Below are 22053 nucleotides of genomic sequence, written 5' to 3'. Positions count from 1 at the left end.
ATGTTCAAATTTGCTCTTTCAGCCCTCATTTTAATTTCTTCTGTACTCTTCGGTCAGACCGGTCTTACGGTAAAGAAGGAGAAATTCGCAAAGGCCTATACCAACCCTAAAAATGCCTCCGAGAAATTTCTGGATTTTCATCTTGAATATCCTGTCTTCTCGGGTACCGGTGCTGCTGCCAGTACCGCCAAATTTCTCAATGCACAAGTTGCAGAAATAGTTTTCGAAAAAGAAAGTTCACCTGAAGCCTTGTTCAACAAATCTGTAAATGAACACAAGGAATTATACGCAGAGGGTGAAGGAATGGGTATGCAGTGGATGCTTGAAAAATCACTTGAATATAACAAGTTAACAGAAGAAGTCGGAACCTTTACATATTCCGGCAGCCAGTACAGTGGTGGTGCTCACGGTGGGGCATGGGTAAATTACTTCAATTATGACCTTAAGAACAACAAATTATTACTCCTGAAAGATGTAATGAACGCAAATTTCCTTCCGGCACTCACAAAAGAAGGTGAAAAGATTTTTAGAAAGCTGAAAGGCCTGAAACCAAATCAAAGTCTTGAAGGCGATTACTGGTTTACGGATAACAAGTTTCATCTTAATGAGAATTACCTTTTTACAAAAAAAGGGATTACATTCTACTATAATCAGTATGAAATTACATGCTATGCATGCGGTACAACGGAACTGGAAATACCATACAAAAGTGTAAAATCACTTATAAATAAGAGTGGACCTTTAAAATCATTCTCCAAATAATCAAAAGGATACTATCATATATGACCAGACTCTTCTCATTACTGTTTGTAATCTCGCTTTTTGTTTCAGTAAATGCTCAAACCGTTTTATATACAATGGAAACCGAGAGCAGAGTTTACAACAGTGAAAAATACAACCGGGACTCTGTATATATAATCGACATCTCGTAGCCCGTTTTTGATGAGACCAGAGGATTTCCCGAATTAGGACAAATATTAAATAAATTTGTCAGAAAACAACTTCCCGGTGAGACAACCTCCGTCAAGTCAGGCGTCGACGATATGATCAAATTCTATATGGATTTCGAGAGTGAAGATAATTTTGGAGTTTACTGGAATTATGATGCCCGCATTAGCGTTAAAGAGACCGGTGGCGAAATCATTTCCATCATAAAAAACGAATATGATTATTCAGGCGGTGCTCACGGGAACGGTTTTGTTGGATACTATAATTTTGACATCAACTCTGGGTCCATCCTGACCCTTTCTGATTTGCTTGTTCCCGGCACTTATGAAAAGGTTACTGCCGCTGGTGATAAAATATTTCGTCAGCAAACTGAAATCGGAGATGGAGATTTAAACGAGGCAGGTTACTGGTTTGAAGGCGGGAAATTTTATTTAAACGAAAATTTCCTCATTACTGAAACAGGTCTAAGTTTCTTCTACAATTCATACGAAATTGCCCCTTACGCAGGTGGTCCAACCGAACTGGAAATTCCCTACTCCGCTATCCAGGATTGCATTAAAAAAGATGGTCCCTTAAAGTTTCTGTTTTGATTTTAGAAATGAGACCGGGGTTGGCTCCGGTCTCTTTCATTTTTATAAAAGCAGATTTTTCTCTGACCCGGCATCAAAAAGGTGAACCGCCGATGTGTCAAATTCCAGCTCGATTTTTTCTCCTGCCTTATATCGGATTCCGGTATTTACTCTCGCAACAAACTTGATACCTTCTACTGTAAAATGAAGATACTCTTCATTTCCCATCAATTCGACAAGATCAAGTTCGGCTTCAACAACATTGACACCCTCTTTTTCAATAGCTGAATGTGGTCTGAAGTGTTCGGGTCTTATCCCCGCGATCACATTCGTTGCATCTCCAAGTGCATTGTCATATTTTGATCTGTCAAATTCGACCGATACTTTACGCCCCTCACTTTCGAAGGTGTAATTGTTGAGGTGACGGTTGATTTTCCCGGGAATAAAATTCATCGAGGGGCTCCCGATGAAACCGGCAACAAATTTATTTGCAGGTTTTTCATAAAGGTTCATAGGCTCATCAAACTGCTGCACGAACCCTGCATTTAACACACATATCCTGTCCCCCATCGTCATTGCCTCGACCTGATCGTGAGTCACATAAATCATTGTGGCTTCAAGTTGTTTGTGAAGCCGGGAGATTTCCGCCCTCATCTGCACCCTTAGTTTGGCATCGAGGTTACTCAAAGGTTCATCAAAAAGAAAAACTTTGGGCTTTCTGACAATAGCCCTGCCGACAGCAACCCGTTGGCGTTGTCCTCCCGAAAGAGCTTTCGGTTTTCTGTCCAGATATTCTCCAAGTTCAAGAATGGATGCAGCTTCGTTCACTCTCTCTTCTATCTCGGCTTTGGGCATTTTCCTTAATTTAAGCCCAAAAGACATGTTTTCTCTCACAGTCATATGTGGATAGAGAGCATAGTTTTGGAAGACCATGGCAATATCGCGGTCTTTTGGTGGCAGGTCGTTCACTAATTTACCATCGATAAAGAGCTCACCACCGGTGATCTCCTCCAATCCCGCAATCATCCTTAAGGTTGTAGTTTTTCCACAGCCCGAAGGACCAACAAGCACGACAAATTCCCTGTCTTTTATCTCAATATCCACGGAGTGGACAACCCGGTTGCCCCCCTCGTAAGTCTTCGATATCTTTTGAAGTTTTACCTCAGCCATTCCATTTCTCCTTAAATGTAAACGCTTACATTAATGTTCCAAAAATAAGAGATAATTATGAAAAAATAAACTGTAAAAACCGTTTATCTCATTTTTTTATCAAAATTCAGGAATCTTTTTTATTTTTACCCGTCACTTTTCAGAAATATATGATTCGACCCAAGTCAAAGTATCTTTTTATTGTTTTGTTAGTCGTTGTGCCGGCTGTAATTTATCTGTTAATTCAGTTGAATTCCAGTGACAGCAATCATTATCTGCCTGACATCGAAAACAAGGACACTTCCTATATGAACGATGATTATTCGACCAAACGGGATTCGATGGTGAAAGACCAGCTAATCGCCCGGGGAATTAAGAATGATCTTGTGCTTAAGTCGATGCGAATGGTCAAGAGACATCTGTTTGTGCCTGAAAGATACCGTCAGTATGCATATGACGACGGCGCGCTGCCGATCGGACTGGATCAGACAATCTCTCAGCCTTATATAGTTGCTTACATGACTGAGGCGGTGAATCCGACAAAAGATATGAAAGTGCTGGAGATTGGTACGGGTTCCGGATACCAGGCTGCTGTTTTGGCAGAAATTGTAAAGGAAGTGTATACTATTGAATATTTTGATGACCTTGCAAATAACGCCCGGAAATTGCTTGATTCCCTCGATTATAAAAACATCAAAGTAAAAGCCGGTGATGGATTCTACGGCTGGGCGGAATATGCACCGTTTGATGCAATTATAGTTACCGCCGCCCCCGAAGATGTGCCAAAACCACTGGTCGATCAACTCAGGGAAGGCGGCAGAATGATCATTCCTCTCGGGCAGTCCGGAACTGTTCAATCACTCGTCATCCTCCAAAAGAAAAACGGCAAAATTGAACGGCAGGACGCCATGAAAGTCAAGTTTGTCCCGTTCCTGAGAAAATAATCTCTCCTTCCTCCTCATATATTATTTACCAAGAAATCCTGCAATTGCATTAGATACCACTTTTAAGTCGCATCCGGGTGCAAGATGTCCACAGTCATTCTGCAAAATCAAAAGATCACATCCAAGCGTTTTAGCGAATTTTATCGATTGATAAGGCAAAATCAGGTGATCTGTTGCCGAAACAATTACGAACACTTCTCCTCTCACCACCTTGGCAGTTTCTTCAAATGAATGACCGTAATTCCTTGTAATATCATGCGTTATCATCGCTTTCATCTGGGCAATTCTATTCTTTGCCGGAAATCTTTGTGCTGTTTTTCCCCGAAACTTTGCCAGCAGGTCTTTATACTCATCAGGTGTGAAATTAGTGTCAATCTGCGAAGGAGTTCTTGCAAACAGGTAAAAATTAAGATCAAATATTTTGTTTGCAACGGAATCAGGGACTCCATATTTTTCAATTGTCTGAAGTGTAAGTAGAGAAGATTCAAAGACAATCTGGTTACCGCTGCTTTGGACTGGGGTTCCCACATATGGAATATATTTTTTTGCAAATCCGGGATACGCGACCATCCACTCATAAACCTGCATGCCTCCCATGGAACCTCCGATTAATGCATGAATTCCCTGCAGTCCGAAATGTTTTGTGAGAAGAAGGTATTCACTCTGTACCATGTCGGCGATAGTAATATCAGGGAAAACCGGCTTTGAATAGTTGGTTGGCGAGGTGGAAACTCCATTTCCCAGTGCATCAACAAGAATTGTGAAATAAATCGTTGTATCGATAAGTTTGTTCTTCCCGAGACTTGCGATCATGTCTTCCGAAGATCCTGCATACCAGCTTAAAAACGCAACCACATTTGATTTGTCGTCATTCATCCTGCCAAAAGTCCTGTAGCCAACCTTCACATCATTTAGAGTTTCATCTGACGAAAGTTTTAAGTCTCCGACGCTGTAAAACTGTTGTTGACCGGATACAATTCCACCAAATACCAACAGGAAAAGAACGAGTCCTTTTTTCATTTCACAATCTTTCTGATTTTATAAAATTAACAGATTCAAAATTGCAAAAATATTATGAATCAGAGAATCCATTCAATTTTTTACAGTCGGATAAAGAGAAGATAATAGTTTTAACACCATGATTATTATGGATATTTAATCACCGTAAACAGTTAAATTTAAGATTGAATTTTATTTATTTAGCAGAACAGGTATTTAATGCGTGCAGTCTTATTATTTCTGATTTTAAGTTTTCCTTTCTTCGCCCAAACCGGTCAGCCAAAGATACGGGAGATTTCCAAAAATCTCGAATTGACCGGCTTTTCAAGGGAAAATGGTTTTATTTTACAAAATCAGGACCGATTTGTTTCAGAGGTTTCCGGACCTTCAATCATTTCTCCTGAAATGGCGATGCCCGTTTTCGAGAATGCCCCCTTTATTGCAACAGGTATAAAAGTAACAGGGAAATTCAAAACCCCTGAAGTCATCAGTTTTATTCTCACGGTTGATGGTGTGGATCACAAAATGCACGCAAATGAGGATGGTGATCCAATAATTTCCAAAACCATGATTCTAACTCCTCTTTATTTTGCAAAACCTACGAGTAAATCTGTTAAAGTTACTGTAATTGCAGAAGCTGCAGGTGTTGAGATCACAGGGGTCGAACTCGTTTTTATCAATCCGGGAATTTCGAATCCCGTTGAACCTGAAGTTTCACTGACACAGGATACATATCCCAAGCCACCTGTAGTCAGCAGAACAGCATGGGGATGTCCAATCGGGCAAAGCAGCAACTGTGGTGCTTCCTCAACCAATGTGACGCATCTTATCATTCACCATACTGATGACAATAATAACATCACCGACTGGACAGCAGCAGTTAGAGCGATTTATCAGTATCATACTGCCAGCAACGGCTGGTGCGATATCGGTTACAATTATCTTGTTGCTCCTACGGGCGTAATATATGAGGGCAGAGGTGGTGGTGACAATGTTGTAGGTGCCCATTTTTGCGGTTACAACGGCGGTACCATGGGAGTTTCAATGCTCGGTACCTATACGACTGTTTCGCCTTCAGCAGCACTTCAGGCTTCCCTGACAAAAATTCTTGCATGGAAAGCCGACCAGAGGACGATAAATCCTCTCGGAACCTCTTTTCACGCATCATCAGGGTTGACAATCAATAACATTTCCGGTCACAGAGCCGGATGCGCAACAGATTGCCCCGGACAAAAATTTGTCGATAATGATATCCAAAATATTCGTCAGGGCGTTTTATCACTTATTCAAAGCATCGCGCCAAAAATTACTTCTTCATTTCCCTTGAACGGAAGTAATGATTTTAAGGTCTTCAACCCGGTTCGCCTGACATTTAATCTTCAGATGGACACAACTTCTGTCAAAAATGCAATTTCGGTCTCCCCTGCCGATACTTTCACAGTTTCATTTCCTTCAGCTTTTGAAGCAGTGGTTACCCCAAAAGGACTTTGGAGTTTCAATACAGTTTATACCTTGAAAGTTGATACAACAGCAAAGAATATATATGGAACTCCGCTCGACGGAGATGGAAACGGAACAGCAGGAGACCCCTTCTTCCTGAATTTCACAACCTCAATGCCTGACAATGACCCTCCACAGATTATTAAATATTATCCCGCAGGCTCCGATGTCGGCACATTCGCTGAGATGATGATTGTCTTCAACGAAGAGATTGCCAACTACTCGCAAAACATATCATTGAGCGATGGTGTGAACAATAATATCCCCCTCTCGACGATGTCTTTTACATGGGATGAGAATTATGGCAGACTCTCGTTCAAAACTGTATCAAATCTCACAGGAGGTAAATTCTATCTCCTCAAGTTGAACAATAATATCAGCGACAGAGTCGGTAACAGATTGCCACAGGATTTCGATATCAATTTTTATGTACCAATTGTAAATTATGCCGACGGGAACATTGTTGACAGGTTCGAGGGCTACTCAACATGGGGAAATCCCCTTCAAACGGCTGGTACCACCGGTGTGGATACCTCTGTAACAAATTTCAGCATTACTTCTGAAAAGAAGAAGGGCGGAATCTTTGCCGGAAAACTCGGATTCAAGTTTACCGGAACTGAAAACGGCAAAATCGTCCTTAAGAAATCGACCGGGCACCTGCTTCCGACCGGGAATTCCACTGTCGGAATATGGATATTCGGTGAGCTGAACAACTGCAAACTTTCGATGATTCTCGAAAATTCTTCTGAAATCCTGATGGATATGGGAAGAATCAACTTTTATGGTTGGAGGTTTTTCAGCATCCCGTTCGACAACTCCGCAGGAAATACACAGTTTAAGGGATTTGTCCTCGAGCAAACAGACATCGCCGACAATCAGGGATCTGTCTATTTTGATAATCTGCAGTTCAATGGAACTTTCACAGGAATTGAAAATGAGACAGGTAACCCTGAACATTTTACGCTGCAGCAAAATTATCCCAATCCTTTCAACCCGGAAACAGTGATTTCATTTACACTTCCCCAAAAAAGCTTCGTTTCCGGGAAAGTCTATGATGTAATGGGGAGGGAAATTGCAGTCTTGTTGAACGGAGAATTTGAATCGGGATTTCATTCTGTCAGATTCAACGGTTCAGAACTTTCATCCGGAATTTATTTCTTCAACCTGACCGCAGGTAGTGAAAGAAAAACAATTAAAATGATCTTTAACAAATAGAATTTAATATGACTTCAAAAAAGATAACTTTTGGAACTGATGGCTGGCGAGGGATAATCGACGAGGAAGTAAATAACAAGTCGATTGCAGAAGTGGCTCAGGCGTTTGCCGATTATTTGCTTTCGACCGTGCATAAAATTATTTCCCCCTCGGTTGTCGTCGGATATGACGGCAGAAAAAACTCGAAACAGTATGCAACTCTCTTCGCAAGAGTTTTGGCAGGAAACAGAATAAAAGTTACTCTGAGCGATAAGATTACTCCCACGCCTGTCCTCTCCTATGCTGTGAAAAAAGGGGGTTTTAATGCCGGAGTGATGATTACTGCGAGTCATAATCCTGCAAATTTCAGCGGCGTAAAATTCAAGGGACATTATGGCGGTCCCTTCCTTACCGAAAATACAAAGAGAGTAGAATCTTTCATCAATTACAATTTGATCCAGTCTTCTGATAATCTTGCAACTATTGACATACTTGAAGATTATATACTCGCTCTTGTTGAGAGAATAGATTTCAAAAGTGCAAGAAAGAAAAAATTAAAAGTACTGATCGACTCTATGGGTGGAGCAGGCGGAACCCTCATTCAGACTCTGTTGCAAAGACAAAAGATTGAGTGTGAAACCATTTTTGGTGAACCTGATCCCGACTTTAACGGCAGATCACCCGAACCGATAGATCAGAATCTTACCCCTCTTAAAGAAGCAATCCTGAAGGGTGATTACGCATTTGGTATCGCAACCGACGGAGATGCCGACAGGGTTGCCTTTGTAATGGAGAATGGTGAATGGCTGAGTGCTCAGGAAACCATCCTCCTCTTTACAGACTATCTGCTCGAAACAGGCTCGGAAGACGGCGATATAGTGAAGACAGTCTCCGTGACCGACAAATTATTCGCACTTGAATCCCCCACCAGAAAAATAAGGGAAGTGCAGGTCGGCTTCAAGTATATCACCGAGGAGATGCTCGCCGGCGGGGTTGCGATGGGATTCGAAGAGAGTGGTGGATTTGGAATCACAAGCCATATCCCCGAGAGGGACGGTATCCTTTTTGCCATGCTGATGCTCGAGATGCTTGCTGATTCAGATTACAATAAATTAAGTGATTTCGTCAAGGCAAAGCGGGAAAAATTCGGTGAAATAAATTATAAACGAATCGACTTTTCCTATACTGAAGATGACAGAATGGAATTGCTTCCCAGGCTGGTGGAATCAACGCCAACGGAGTTGGCGGGATTTGAAATCACCGGTACTTCCCTTTTCCACTCGACTACAGGGGTTGTAAACGGAATGAAACTAAGGCTGGACGGCACTTCCAGATGGCTCCTGATCAGAAGCTCCGAGACCGAACCATTGCTGAGGTTTTATGCCGAGGGGGACAGTCCGGATGAACCGGAGACATTATTAAACGCGGGTATTGAAATCCTGCTTCAAAAAAAGAAGAATTAAAACCATGTCAATTAAATATATTGAAAAATCAGAAATCCCCTTTCTTTACAACGGAATGGGTGACGATTTTGCCATGATCGAAAATCCGGGATACATTTTCCCTCATTTTGAAATTGTTCCTCTGGCAAAAAAACTCAAACATGTGGAAGATATTACTGCTGTCGTGATGGATATGGATGGCACTACCACTACAACAGAAGTTCTCTGCATTCACTCCCTCGAATTTATGGTAAGACAGATTACCGGAAGGATGTCCAAAGAGGAATGGCACGGGCTCAATGAGGAACACGACTACCCTCACATTATCGGGAACAGTACCACAAAACATGTAGAATACCTTATCAAAACCTACCGTGACGATATAAACATCGAACAGCTCAAAAGGGCTTTTATCAAGGCTGCCGTAAGAACCATCTGTTTCGGAAAGGATCCAAACAGAATTGCCGAGGTAAAAAACAATCTCGTTTCCCTCGGACTAAATAATCTTCACGAAGCGGCTGAAATCTCAGTCATTGCAAAAAAGGGAGCTGCATTTTTTGAGAACTCTCCCGAACTTCAATCGTTGACTGCCCACAACCTTAATGAGTTCAGAATTGAAACCGAGCACGAAGTTGTAAGAGCAGCAATTGATATCTACTATGCCCGTTACCACGAAATTCTTGCCATCATCTCCGAGGGCAACTGTGCGCAGATAATTAAAGAACTCAGCCTCCCCTTGGGCAGACACCTGATTGAACCGATGCCCGGTGCTTTGTTTCTGTTGCTACTTTTAAAGGGGAAACTAAAAGGTAAAATCCCCGCATTAAAAAATTATCTGATAAAGAATTTTGGAATCCTGAGTGATTCCATGCTGGATATCGAGTCTGAAATTGGATTTCTACAGCATCTGGCAGCAAAATTTGAGCACTCACCTGTGAAGATAGCAGTTGTCACCTCTTCGATAAAATATGAAGCTGACATAGTCCTTAATCAGGTTTTCGAAGTTTTTCGTGAGCAACTGTCTGAGACGGGACTGAGTCCCGCTGAGATCGCTGAATTGTCATCTCTTTTCACCGATCACAATCAGTTTTATGATGCGGTAATCACCGCCTCCGATTCAAGTGAGATAAGGCTGAAACCTTATCGTGATCTTTATTCGATTGCCCTGCATAAACTTTCTGTACCTGTCGGGAAATTCGATCAGGTCCTCGGATTTGAGGATTCGGAAAGCGGGAACCTCGCTATTCGTGCCGCGGGAATCGGAATTGCAATTGCTGTGCCTTTTGCTCAAACCGCGGGCCACAATCTCTCTGCTGCAACTTTTATTGCCAATGGAGGCATTCCCGAAGTAATCTTTAAAAAACATCTTTTTCTAAATCATATTTGAGAAGTTATGTCAAAGTTTGATGACCACCTGAAAAATAAAGTCTTTCATGTAATCTCCAATACCCACTGGGACAGAGAGTGGCGCTTTCCTTTCCAAAGAAACAGGCAGATGCTCGTTGACATGATCGACAAAGTGATTGAGATTCTTGAAAACAACCCCGACTACCGTGCATTTCATCTCGACAGTCAGTCCATTGTGATCACTGATTACCTCGAAATAAAGCCTCAGATGAAAGAGAGATTCGTAAAACTGGTTGAAGAAAAACGGCTGCTTATCGGTCCCTGGTTCATCCTTCCCGAGCAGTTTCAGGTTGGTGGAGAGAACCTCGTAAGGAACCTGCTGATCGGTCATAAAATATGCAGGGAGCACGGTGGTGTCTCCAAAATCGGCTACTCCCCTTTCTCATGGGGACAAATCTCCCAGCTTCCCCAGATTTACAAAGAATTCGGAATAGAACTCATCATGTTCTATCGAGGAATTAACTCCCTTGAGTCACCTAAGGCAGAGTTTGTCTGGGAAGGTGCAGATGGGACCACAGCCCTCGCATCAAGATTTTCAACCATGCCGCGGTATAATTTTTACTTCTATATCTACCGAACCGTTGTTCACAACGAAACCCCCTACGATGTTGAACATCCATGGAACAAGGGTGGAGTTCTGTTCCATTTTGCCGATGAAAAGCTCTATAATGAAGATTTCTTCATGGCAGAATACCCTGATCACTACTACCCCGAAAATGTGAGACCTTCTGTAGAGGACATTGTTAACCGTCAGGCGGATGATTTCACAACACCGCATGTGATCTGGATGGAAGGTCACGATTCATCAGGTCCGAATGAAAAAACCGTCAAAATTATCGAAGACATTAAAAAGGAATTCCCGGAAATTAATGTTATCCACTCCACTCTCGAAGATTACGCCGCTGCCCTCGCTGAATCATTTGATGAGGAAAAGGCAGCCTTTGTTACGGGTGAAAGAAGAAGCGCTCAGTACGACGCGAGAAGTGGAAATATGTACGGCTACACAACCAGTGCAAGGATGTATCTGAAACAACGCAATTTTGAGGTGGAAAATTTCCTTCAGTTTTATGCAGAACCTTTCAACTCATTCTCAGGAATGCTGGGGAATGACATAAACCACAAATATCTCGATATCGCCTGGAATTATCTTGTTCAAAACTCAGCCCACGACTCCATCGGCGGATGCTCACTTGATGCAATCCACGATGACATGATGTCACGCTACAAACAGGTCGAAGAAATTTCAACGGGTGTCTTTGAACGGGCATGCAAATATTTTATTAAAAACATCGACCATTCGGGAAAACTCGAGAAATATGCTCATCCCGACTATCCTCAGTTTCTTACTGTTTTCAATCCGACTTCATACCTGAGAAACGAAACCATGAGATTGATGATCGATATTCCAGACAGGGCAATTGCAGGATCATTAAAAATCATCGATGAAAACGGCGAAAGTCTTTCCCTCTCCATTCTCGAGGAATATGATGTCGAACCCGTTCTCGAACAAATGATCAACAGACCGATGTATCTTAAAACAAAAAGGTATGAAGTGCTGGTTTCACTAACCAATATTGCTCCTCTCGGCTACACATCCTATGCTGTCGTTCCCGATTCTTTCTTGCCGCTTGAATCGGAATTTATTGCAACGGGTAAAAAGAAAAAAACAAAGCTTGACAACGAGCACCTGCAGGTCACTTTTAACGACAACGGTACCTTTAATGTGTTCCACAAAGAAACGGGATTCTATTACAACAATCTCGGCAATATTTATGACGAAGGTGAAGGCGGACACGCATGGGTTAACAAACCTCTCCCTCCTTTTGTCACAACCGATGAGTCAAAAGCCAGAGTAAAACTGATCGAAAACTCACCTCATTCTGCAACCGTGCAGATCAGGCAGTATCTCTCCCTCCCCACAAATCTGAAACAGAGGCATGGCAGAAATCCCGACTTTACGGTGGTACCAATAAAGCTGAATGTTACTCTCGAAAAGGGTGCCAAAAAAGTCGAAATCAAGGTGGATGTTAATAACAAAGCCGAGAGTCATCGCCTTAGACTCCTTTTCCCCACCGGTTTGAAAATTAAAACCCACTACGGTGAAGGACAGTTCGATGTAGTTGAAAGAAGTGTTGAGAGACCCGACACAAGCAACTGGATAGAACAACCGATGTACGACTTCCCGATGCATCAGTTTATGGCGGTTTCAGACGGAAGAAACGGTGCTGCGATCTTCACCAAGGGTCTGAAAGAATACGAAATCCTCCCCGATACCCAGAACACAATAGCAATTACACTACTGAGGTCATTCAACTACATAATTTCTCCCAGCTCTGTGAAAGATTACTCCGAATTAAAGGGTTCACAATGCCTTGGCAAACAATCTTTCGAGCTGGCATTCTATCCCTTTAAAGGCGACTGGTCGGATGGAAATGTTTATCCTGAAGCTCTGAAATACAATCTTCCCCTTTCGGCTGTTGTCAGCTCCAAAGCAAACGGTACGATGCCCTCTACAATGTCGTTCATAAAGATCGAGCCTGGAAACCTGATATTCAGTTGTTTCAAAAGGGCGGAATCGGAAGAAGACGGCGAGTTCGTAATAAGAGTCTATAACCCGACCGAAGAAGGAATCTCGGGTAAAATTTCGTTCGGAATTCCTCCAAAACATGTCTCAAGAACGACACTTGAAGAGGAAATTCTGGAAAACAAAAATTTGACGGTGCCTAATGAATTATCCGTCAAGATTGGTGCTAAAAAACTTAAAACCTATTTGTTAAAATATTAATTGACATAAAAATGATAAAAAATAAATACGGCTACTATACAGACGATTACCGCGAATTTGTAATTACCGATCCCCGCACTCCAAGACCATGGTTTAACTATATGTGGAACAAGGACTTTGCCGGGATGATTTCACATACGGGCGGAGGTTTTTCCTTCCTTGAAACACCCCGTGACAACAGACTTACCAGAATGCGTTACAACTGCCTCCCGTGGGACAGACCCGGCAGGTATGTCATGGTTAAAGATGCAAAATCAGGTGAGTACCACTCACTTAGCTGGGCACCGACAATCGAGAGAAAATATGACCTCTACGAGTGCCGGCACGGTCAGGGTTACACTTCAATAAAAACAGTGGTTTCAGAAATCGAAGGCAATATAACATACTTTGTTCCCCGCGAGATTAATGCCGAAGTGTGGCGGATCTCCCTTAAAAATCTTTCTAACGAAACGAGAAATCTGGAGATTTACTCATTCGCAGAACTTATGATGGGAAATGCCCTCAACGATATAATCAACCAGCCAAATGACAAGCATTTCACCGATATTCACTTCGACAAAAAACATGACACACTCGTTGCCACCCGCAGATACTGGGTACTCAATAAAAAAGTCAGCGTGGAACAGCCAAATCTCGACTGGAAATATGATCTCCTCTTCACCTCTACCCTGCCTGTTACAGGGTTCGATGGAAGTCTGGATAAGTTCATAGGCAGGTGGCGTTCTGAAGCCAATCCCGAAGCGGTGGAGAGAGGTGAAATGTTCAACACCGAAATTACAGCCGGTGATCCTGTGGCAGCACTTCAAAACAGAATTTCTCTGAAGCCGGGTGAATCAGTTGAATTTGCAATAATCATGGGTGTTGCTCCTAAAAACGAGTCGGATTCGGAGTTCAAATACAACGAACTTAAGTGGTCAGCTCTCAAGGATATCAATAAGATCGATTCCCTCCTCGCTGAAGTAAAAGAATACTGGACAAACTATCTCTGCCATTTTTCTGTAGAAACTCCTGATGAAAAACTGAACGCTTCGCTCAATGTCTGGAATCAATATCAGGCAGCTGTTACTTTCGACATGGCACGAAATTCAGGATATTATCACGGCGGCCTCCTCTTCGGAAACGGTATCAGGGATCAGTTCCAGGACATTCTTGGCATGCTCCTCCCCGAACCGGGACGGGTTAAAGCCAGAATTCTAAACGCCTTAAAATACCAGTTTAACGACGGTTCAACCCTTCACAACTTTTTTAAGATTACTGAATGGGGAGAAAAAACAAATCACTCCGACACTCCCCTATGGATTCCTTTCGGAGTAACTGAATACCTCAACGAGACAGGCGATTTTTCAATTCTCGATGAAGTGGTTAAATTCCATGATGAAGGCGAAGCCACTGTTTATGAACATACCGCGAGAGCACTTGATTTTGCTATATCGGCTGTAAGTGAAAGGGGCCTCCCCAAAATCATGAACGGTGACTGGAACGATACCCTCGATAAGGTAGGTCCGCGCGGAAAGGGCGAAACCATCTGGGGTGCCTTCTTCCTCGGTTATGTGATAAAAAAAGCTCTCCCCCTTCTTGGTTTAAGAAATGATCAGGAAAGAATCAAACAGTGGAGTACTGCTTTTGTTCACATGGAAAAACTTATTAATGAAGTTGCATGGGATGGTGAATGGTATATCAGAGCCTTCAACGATTTTATGGAACCTCTCGGCACTCATAAAAGTGAACAGGGCAAGATTTTTATAAACTCACAGTCATGGGCTGTCATCTCGGGAATGGCTCCCGAAGAGAGAGCGAAAAAGTGTATTGAATCAGTAAAAAAACAACTGCTCCGTCCAAACGGAATTCAGATTTGCTGGCCCTCCTACACAAAAGTGGAGGAAAATACCGGCTTAATCAGCAGATGTGTACCGGGTAAAAAAGAGAACGGAGCAATATTTAACCATGCTTCCTCCTGGTTTGTAATGGCTTCAATATATGCAGGCGATATAGACTCAGCAGTGGACATCTACAAAAGGATGCTCCCCTCAAATTCCTCTGAGAGAATCGACATTTATGAAGTCGAACCCTATGTCTTCGCAGAGTATATAACGAGTCCTGACCACCCGACCGAGGGACAGGCGAGCCATTCATGGCTTACAGGAACCGCCGTCTGGATGCTCCGGATTGGTATGGACTACATAATCGGATTTCAACCCCGCTTTACAGGAATTGCAATATCCCCCGCACTTCCTTCTTACTGGAACGGGTTCAAGGCTTCACGGAAGTTCAGGAATTGTAATCTGTCGCTTACAGTGAAAAGAGCCGACAAAAATGAAACTCCCGGCTTGTATCTCGAAAACAACCTGATGCCGGATAATTTTATACCGCAGGAAAATCTTATCCCGGGAGGCAATCTGAATCTCCTCTTCCTCTCTAAATGACTTTAACAAAAAAAAGGCTGCCCGATAATTACAAAGGGCAGCCTTAAATTTATGATGCTACTTTGATACTTCGCTACTCTGCTACTTCAATAGTTGAAGCTTTACTCTCTCCTTTTTCACCTCAGAGCCTGATTTCAGGGTAATCTCTGCAAAATAGACCCCCGATGCAGCGTTTTTCGAACCGAGGTTTAGCTCTTCTTCATAACTGCCGGGAAGTCGCTCTCCAAGTTCCCGCTTTTCCAGTTCCTCCCCGGACAACGAGAAGATTGTTAAAGTTACTACTCCGGCTGTCGGAACAGTAAATCTTACCCTTGTTGACGGATTAAAAGGGTTGGGAAATGCTTCAACTTTGATTGTTTTGGGTACGGTTGGTTCCTCTCCATCATTAACAGAAACAAATGTTCTGTCTCCGGCAAATATTACAGCAAAACCGGGTTCAATAATTGACGGATTGGTTATGGTTGATGTGATAAAATCATCGACTCCGTCACCAGTGACATCTCCAATCATTCCGCGACCATTATAGCCGTAGAACTTTTGATCTGCAGCCATATCGGAATTTCTTGGATTTCCTCCCAGCCAGAGCCATTCACTGTAACCCAAACTCCGAAGGAACTCCGGTTTACCGTCACCATTAAAATCGCCCGGGCTTGGTAGTGGCCTTGTAGATGCGGGCCCAACCTCCTGACTGTTGAAGCCCCGCCAGGCGAGTTTATGTTCAAACGGAGGGTAACCACCTGTTGTAATCTTTCTGTCAATCCAATAGGGGTATTGGTTTGTCCTGTCTAAATGGAGGAAATCATCTTTGCCGTCACCGTCCATGTCGGGCAATATATCTGTCAATTGACCAAAATCCGTTGAATCGTTGTGATAGTCAAATACAAAATGATCATCAAAATTGAAAGCCGGATTCCCGTATATGACATGAAGTTTACTGTTATTGGGGTTATATGGATCAGTGGCATGTTCAAAAATATCTGTACAACCATCACCATTTAAATCGCCCATTTGATAATGAGAGTAATCTGAACTATAATAAAATGTATCAAGGTAACAAATTTTGTGAGGTACGCCGGTGAATTCCGAACCTGTCTTGTAGAACGAAATGAAAGGTCTGTGCACATCATCTAAAAAATATTCGTATCGTAAAGCAAGTTCCTGCTTCCCATCACCATCAAAATCTATCCAGTTGTTTGTGGAATTATAAACTAATGCGAACATCCAAAGAGTATCGGCAAACGGCATTTCCTTGTCTGGTATGGTGTCGAGTAGAGGTCCGCCAAAATATATTTTGAATTTGGCGGGCAGGGGTTTGGTTGTCTCATATAATATCAAATCGAGATATTGATCTCCATTTAGTTCCAAAGATGTTGCGTGTATAGCATGACTATTTGCGGAGCATTTTAATCTCATTTTTGGTACTGTATCGATAGGATCACCACCGTAATAAAGTTCGAGATATCCCTGTCCTGTTGAATCGTGATCCGCAAGCCAAAAGTCGTTGATTCCGTCTCCATTCTGGTCCCCGGCTTTGATTCCCAACATTCTGGTGTAGATACCCCATTTTTTGAAGACTATTCTGGTTAACTGGGCATCCACCGAAAGACTGAGCAAGAATTGTATCAGCAAGGTTAAATATAATGTCTTTCTCAATTAACTGACTCCTTACTTTGTCAAAAGCAGTTTTATGCTGCTTCTGTATTCTGTGGTCGATTCCAAACTTTTTGCACGCATCTCCAGTATATACACACCACTGGAGACTTTTTCTCCATATTTATTTGTCCCCTGCCATTTCATCTCGTATCTGCCACTGTTGATCCCGGGTACTTCAACCTCATGGATTTTCCTTCCCAGTATATCATAAATTGACAAAGTGACATTGCTTTTCTCTTTTACAGAATACTCAACGACTGTTTCCGGATTGAATGGGTTCGGGTAATTGTTGAACAACTTGTATTCATAAATTACGCTTTCAGGCTTCGAATCACTTGGTTGCTGTTTGCTCAATACTCCGTTCATTGGGGAGTTATTCGGGATATCACTAAACAACAGGTTTGCTGATCTTGTGTATTCAGATGTCGGGAAATTACTATTAAGATAAGTAAGCATTGGAGTTACCTTCCCGGCAGTATCTATCAAACCCGATGATTTGTATTTCTCTTCAAGGAGACTGTTGTAGATCATCATAACTTGTTCACTGTTATCCCCGGCTCCGTTCATCTTGTTGCTGCTTGAATTCAGAATTTCCTGTTTGTATGCAGCCATGTTTTCCGTGTCAATGTTCATTAAGAGCATTGTTGTTGATTTAAAGAGATTTCCTGTCTGCCTGATCCTTAGGAGACCGGTTATCAAATCCTGAATTTCAGATGCCTCATAAGTACGCGGTAATAATCTTACTGCTTTCTTTTTGATTGAGGTGGATGTTTCGCCTGAAACCAATCCATCGATCAACTCTCTTGCAAGCCTGAGTTCCCCGGTATTTATAAGATTTTGTACCTGAATAAATATCGTTTTGATACTGTCAGATTCTATAGAGTTGGTCTTATTTGTATTACTACCATTGTCCTTTGCCATTTTGTTCTGTTCTTGACTGCAATAATTATTGTAACCCGCAGTGTGAACATAATAGTTGCCTTCAATTGTTATTCTAAATTTATCCGGTGATTCAGATTCCCAGTCATTTCCATAAGCATCTATCTCCACGGTTTCGCCGTAGTCTTCTGATTTTAATTCCAAACTTGTGAGATCACCCAGGAAGCAATTCCTGCCGAAAAATCCATATTCCTCTACTCTACCAAGCAGTACCTCAGAGTTCAGTGAGGATATTGATGTTCCCAGATTCTCAAATTTGTTGTTACCATCACCCAACAGTGTATCGAGCAGTTGAGGTTTTGAACCGGATAGTGCCCTCACTCCGATTCCTGACAGACTACTATTATGAAATGTGTTATCGTGCAATACCGGTTTTGAACCTACCATGGTTATTCCCCATAGTTGACTGTTCGTGATAAGCGAATTTCTTATGACGGTATTATCGACACCATAATTGTAACTGTAATATAGACTTATCCCTGTATGGGTGTCTTCTGTTTTTAGTCCGTCAATAATATCACCGGGGCTGATATGACTGTATAAACCACAGCTTGCGTTTTTAATCGTTGCATTCTTTATTCTAACAGGTGATCTGTAACAGAACACACCATTATTTGCAGTCCAGTTTTTCTCTTTGAAGTCGAGGACAATATTTGTATTTACACTGTCGCCAATGACAAGTTGACCATCTTCGACGATTAGTTTCGATGAATTTTGAAATTCGAGAGAGACCCCGTTTGCAACCGTAAGTTTATGATTCTTCATATGAAGTGTCTTCTTTATGACTTCATTTTTATAGATCGTCTCATCTTCTCTGAATTCACCACCCGTATATATGGTTGGCGTTATCATTAACATGCATCCTTCCCCTCCTGAAAGAGAGATCGTAAAACTTCTGTTTTCAGCCAGCATTCCTTCAGACAAACTGGCGACAATCGGATGTGTAGGTTCGCTCAGGTTTATTACGCTGTAGTTATTATAAGATAGACCGACATCGTTCAACTTGACCGTGATGTCTCTTTGGACTGTTGTATTTATGTTTGTGTCGTCATCATCACAAAATCTGTTTACCAAATATAATAGTATTGTGTCGGGAATTATTGAAACCGTACTTTGGGTGCTTCCAGTGGTGTATTTGAATAGTCCTGCTTCAATATATGATATAGGATCTGCCTCACCCGTTTCCGTTTTTTTGCTGCTTATCCCATTGATCCATTGATTTCCTGATACCCTGTGCGAGGGGTTTGCCGCACTATAACCATTCACCCAAGAACTTCTCAGAATGAAATTTTCGATTCCACTTATTTTTTCTGTAAACTCTTTTACAGCAAAATATCTGTAATTTCCAACCTGTTGCAGCCCACCCCCTATTTTACAGACGGGAGCATTCTCGTCATCATTATATACATTGATCACATCATCAAATAATCCATAAGTTGCTTCTACCTTTGAACCATCCTCAGACGGAATATTTGGTATCCTCGTTGGGACCATATAAAACATAAGTCCCTTTGCTCCGTATGCGATCGCAAGATTACCCATTGTATGGATTTCTTCACGGGATGGTGCTCGCAACTTATCATCTTTGGGAATGTATCTGAATGATCCTGCATTGCGTTCTATTATTCTTGAGGCAGCTACCTGGATTGTATGAAACAATGGGATATCATCGCTTAAATCATTTAAAGTAAAATTCTGAGATGCCTCCAAGGCAGGAATATAACCCATGTGTTGCATCTGGTCCATAGAGTGATCACTACCTTTTAAAACGGGTTCCCCTCTATAAACTATCATTTCGTCAAATGCCTGCTGAAGGCGTGCCTGTTTTTCCGGATCACCTGAACCCCTTGGAATCATTCTTTGCAACGGATACCAGTCGTAAAGCAGCGAATGCCTGTAGAAGGAATTGACAGACACCTTCTCCCGGTCAAACCATAGGTTCCACTTCCAAGCACCGCCTGTTGCACCGTTCAAGTCCATTCTCTCCCTGTCTGCACCGGTACGAAGGATATTCTGATAATCCCTCCGTACCCTACCCGTCAGCATATAGGGTTCGTCGTAATAATTTGATTCGAACATGGGATTGCTAATGAATGAATTAATTTTTTGGTTGATTGCGGCTTCAATCACTCCCCTTAGTGTTGCGTTAGCTGCATATTCTCTGTAATCCTGGTCTTGTATTACGATTTTATCAATATTTACTCCAATATTGTTCTCAAAGAAGATCCCGATCTCAATTTCCTTTCCAACTTCGTTGAAATTATTATTACGGCGGAAATCAGGATGAGTAATCTCGATCCACTCATACGAACCGGGAGATGTAAATGCACTTCGAAGAACGGGCATTAAGAAATCAACATCCGGTGGCGAATCACCGGGAATACTAAATGTATCTGCGAGATTGATGTTCTGCTTTCCTGCCTGTGCGAAATTTGTACTATACACGAATTCTTTAATCTTTACTTTCACAGTAAAAACTGGGGTTTCAGGTGGCATGTTATTAAGGTCAAGCTTAGCCTTGATCTTCATATAATGTTGTCGGTCGCGAGTAAACATCATCCTGTTCACAATTCCATATACCATGTAACCGCCTCCTGTTGCTTGGGGTGTCGCTCGACGGACTTTTATTAAGTCTGTATTATTGTCCTCGTCACCTATTGCAACTCCCGTAAAATTGTTCCCAATGAATGCCGGCATCAGACTTGAATGATTGTTCATAAACCAGACACTACTCTGAGATCCGCCGTTGGGATAAAATCCAAAATTGTAATCTTTTGTCAGACAGTCTTCAGTAATACCGCTATAGTCACCAATTTCGAAGGAATAATTGTTCTCTTCCTGCCCCTGCGATAAGATATACTCTCCGGGTTTGTGGCTTCCGCTGAGAGGGAGAAAACTTATTGATGACCACTCAATGTGCCTGTCATATATCTTTATTCCGGGGTTATTGTTTGTATTTGAAGAATAATAGTCCAACAATGTCACGGTGTGTGTAAATCCGGCTGTCTTCATCTGATTATAAACATCATTCACCTGATTATAAACAGTATTCGAGTTACCACCCCATGGCTCAACACCCATTCTTGCATTCACATAATGATCAAAAAAGGAGATGAAGGGAAACATTGTTTTCCCTGGTTGTGCATAAATATGGGGGGGGGGGTAATAATAACGGTTAGTAATATAAATAGGGATATCTTTTTCATATTAATCTCTAGATTAATTTATGAATTTCCGGACAATGAGTCCTGCCAATAATTGATAAGCTAAATGGTAAAGTAAACTATTTTTTTGCCTGGTGCGCTTAACCGGGGTGGGAAGAGAGATGTGAAAAATGGAGTTATCCCTGATAACACCCTGAAAAGGTTGATTCTTAATAACCGGAAGAGAATTTTACTCTTCTTTTTTAGTATGGGCTTGTTTCCGTTTGCTCCGGGAATAAATTATAAATAGGTTTATTTAATGTAAACATAATTTTATTTAAAGTCAAGAGGGGAAAAAAATATTTTTTTTACATTTAGTTTTACTGAATATTGTAAAAATATTGGCTATAAATTAAAGTCAAAATATGTGTTGCCATAATACAAAAAAAAGGCTGCCCGATAATTACAGCGGGCAGCCTTTTTATTAAGATGATTCTCCGTTACTTCGTTACTCCGCTACTTCGCTACTTTAATAGTTGAAGTTTCACTCTCTCCTTTTTCACCTCAGAGCCTGAATTCAGGGTAATCTCTGCAATATAGATTCCCGATGCAGCGTTTTTCGAACCAAGGTTTATTTCTTCTTCATAGCTGCCGGGAAGTCGCTCTCCCAATTCCCGTTTCTCAATCAGTTCTCCTGATACACTGACTATCGAAAGTGTCACTGAACCCGTTGTAGTAAGTGTGTACTTTATTTTGGTTGTCGGATTAAACGGGTTGGGGTAGGCTTCCAACTTCAAAGATGAAGGAACTGAAGAGGGATTATTATCCTGGACAGATACCAGATTCCTGTCTCCCGCCACTATTACTGCATAGCCGTATCCCGTAGAATTACCGTCATAATCATATACAAGTGCTAAATCATCAACTCCATCTCCTGTTACATCTCCCACAAATCCCC

Annotated in this window: 14 protein-coding genes; 9 read left to right on the top strand and 5 right to left on the bottom strand. The window is 41.9% G+C overall.

The annotated features are described in order from the left end of the window. From LCH52_07370 to LCH52_07360, 3 genes are read left to right on the top strand one after another with little or no spacing between them, the layout of a single operon-like run. A complete protein-coding gene (locus tag LCH52_07370; GenBank protein ID MCA0388300.1) occupies positions 1-762 on the top strand; it encodes an RsiV family protein in 762 nt (253 codons plus the stop codon). Between the two features lie 20 nt (positions 763-782). Further along, a complete protein-coding gene (locus LCH52_07365; GenBank protein MCA0388299.1) occupies positions 783-932 on the top strand; it encodes a hypothetical protein in 150 nt (49 codons plus the stop codon). A 42-nt stretch (positions 933-974) separates the two neighbouring features. Then, positions 975-1538, top strand: a complete 564-nt coding sequence (locus tag LCH52_07360) for an RsiV family protein (protein ID MCA0388298.1) — start codon at positions 975-977, stop codon at positions 1536-1538. Positions 1539-1580: 42 nt separating this feature from the next. Here LCH52_07360 and ugpC read toward each other — a convergent pair whose 3' ends face one another. Then, a complete protein-coding gene (gene ugpC / locus LCH52_07355) occupies positions 1581-2687 on the bottom strand; it encodes a sn-glycerol-3-phosphate ABC transporter ATP-binding protein UgpC (GenBank protein ID MCA0388297.1) in 1107 nt (368 codons plus the stop codon). Between the two features lie 149 nt (positions 2688-2836). Here ugpC and LCH52_07350 point away from each other — a divergent pair, with 149 nt between their 5' ends. Beyond that, positions 2837-3610, top strand: coding sequence for a protein-L-isoaspartate(D-aspartate) O-methyltransferase (locus LCH52_07350; protein ID MCA0388296.1), 774 nt, complete (start codon positions 2837-2839; stop codon positions 3608-3610). A 21-nt stretch (positions 3611-3631) separates the two neighbouring features. Here LCH52_07350 and LCH52_07345 read toward each other — a convergent pair whose 3' ends face one another. Further along, complete coding sequence (locus LCH52_07345; protein MCA0388295.1) at positions 3632-4630, bottom strand: alpha/beta fold hydrolase; 999 nt, start codon at positions 4628-4630, stop codon at positions 3632-3634. 198 nt (positions 4631-4828) lie between these two features. Here LCH52_07345 and LCH52_07340 point away from each other — a divergent pair, with 198 nt between their 5' ends. Genes LCH52_07340 through LCH52_07320 form a run of 5 tightly spaced genes read left to right on the top strand, consistent with a single transcriptional unit; the run spans position 4829 to position 15360 of the window. Continuing rightward, positions 4829-7324, top strand: coding sequence for an Ig-like domain-containing protein (locus LCH52_07340; GenBank protein MCA0388294.1), 2496 nt, complete (start codon positions 4829-4831; stop codon positions 7322-7324). An 8-nt stretch (positions 7325-7332) separates the two neighbouring features. Further along, a complete protein-coding gene (locus LCH52_07335; protein MCA0388293.1) occupies positions 7333-8766 on the top strand; it encodes a phosphoglucomutase in 1434 nt (477 codons plus the stop codon). A gap of 4 nt (positions 8767-8770) precedes the next feature. Then, complete coding sequence (locus tag LCH52_07330) at positions 8771-10132, top strand: hypothetical protein (protein MCA0388292.1); 1362 nt, start codon at positions 8771-8773, stop codon at positions 10130-10132. Between the two features lie 6 nt (positions 10133-10138). Further along, complete coding sequence (locus LCH52_07325; GenBank protein MCA0388291.1) at positions 10139-12937, top strand: glycosyl hydrolase-related protein; 2799 nt, start codon at positions 10139-10141, stop codon at positions 12935-12937. A gap of 11 nt (positions 12938-12948) precedes the next feature. Then, positions 12949-15360 (top strand): glycosyl transferase family 36, encoded by a 2412-nt coding sequence (locus tag LCH52_07320; protein ID MCA0388290.1) that lies wholly within the window; start codon positions 12949-12951, stop codon positions 15358-15360. Positions 15361-15441: 81 nt separating this feature from the next. Here LCH52_07320 and LCH52_07315 read toward each other — a convergent pair whose 3' ends face one another. From LCH52_07315 to LCH52_07305, 3 genes are all read right to left on the bottom strand, one after another. Beyond that, positions 15442-17013: a T9SS type A sorting domain-containing protein gene (locus LCH52_07315; protein ID MCA0388289.1), complete on the bottom strand. Its 1572-nt coding sequence runs from the start codon at positions 17011-17013 to the stop codon at positions 15442-15444. A gap of 12 nt (positions 17014-17025) precedes the next feature. Then, the gene (locus LCH52_07310; protein ID MCA0388288.1) at positions 17026-21078 is read right to left on the bottom strand and encodes a T9SS type A sorting domain-containing protein; all 4053 of its coding nucleotides are present in this window, start codon (positions 21076-21078) and stop codon (positions 17026-17028) included. A gap of 541 nt (positions 21079-21619) precedes the next feature. Next, positions 21620-22053, bottom strand: a 434-nt coding sequence (locus LCH52_07305; GenBank protein ID MCA0388287.1) for a T9SS type A sorting domain-containing protein, incomplete at its 5' end; no start/stop codon positions are given.

The sequence above is a fragment of the Bacteroidota bacterium genome (genome assembly GCA_020161395.1).
Classification (GTDB): Bacteria; Bacteroidota; Ignavibacteria; order Ignavibacteriales; family Ignavibacteriaceae; genus UTCHB3.
Note: the sequence above shows the minus strand (reverse complement) of the source record. Positions and strands in the feature narration are given on the sequence as shown.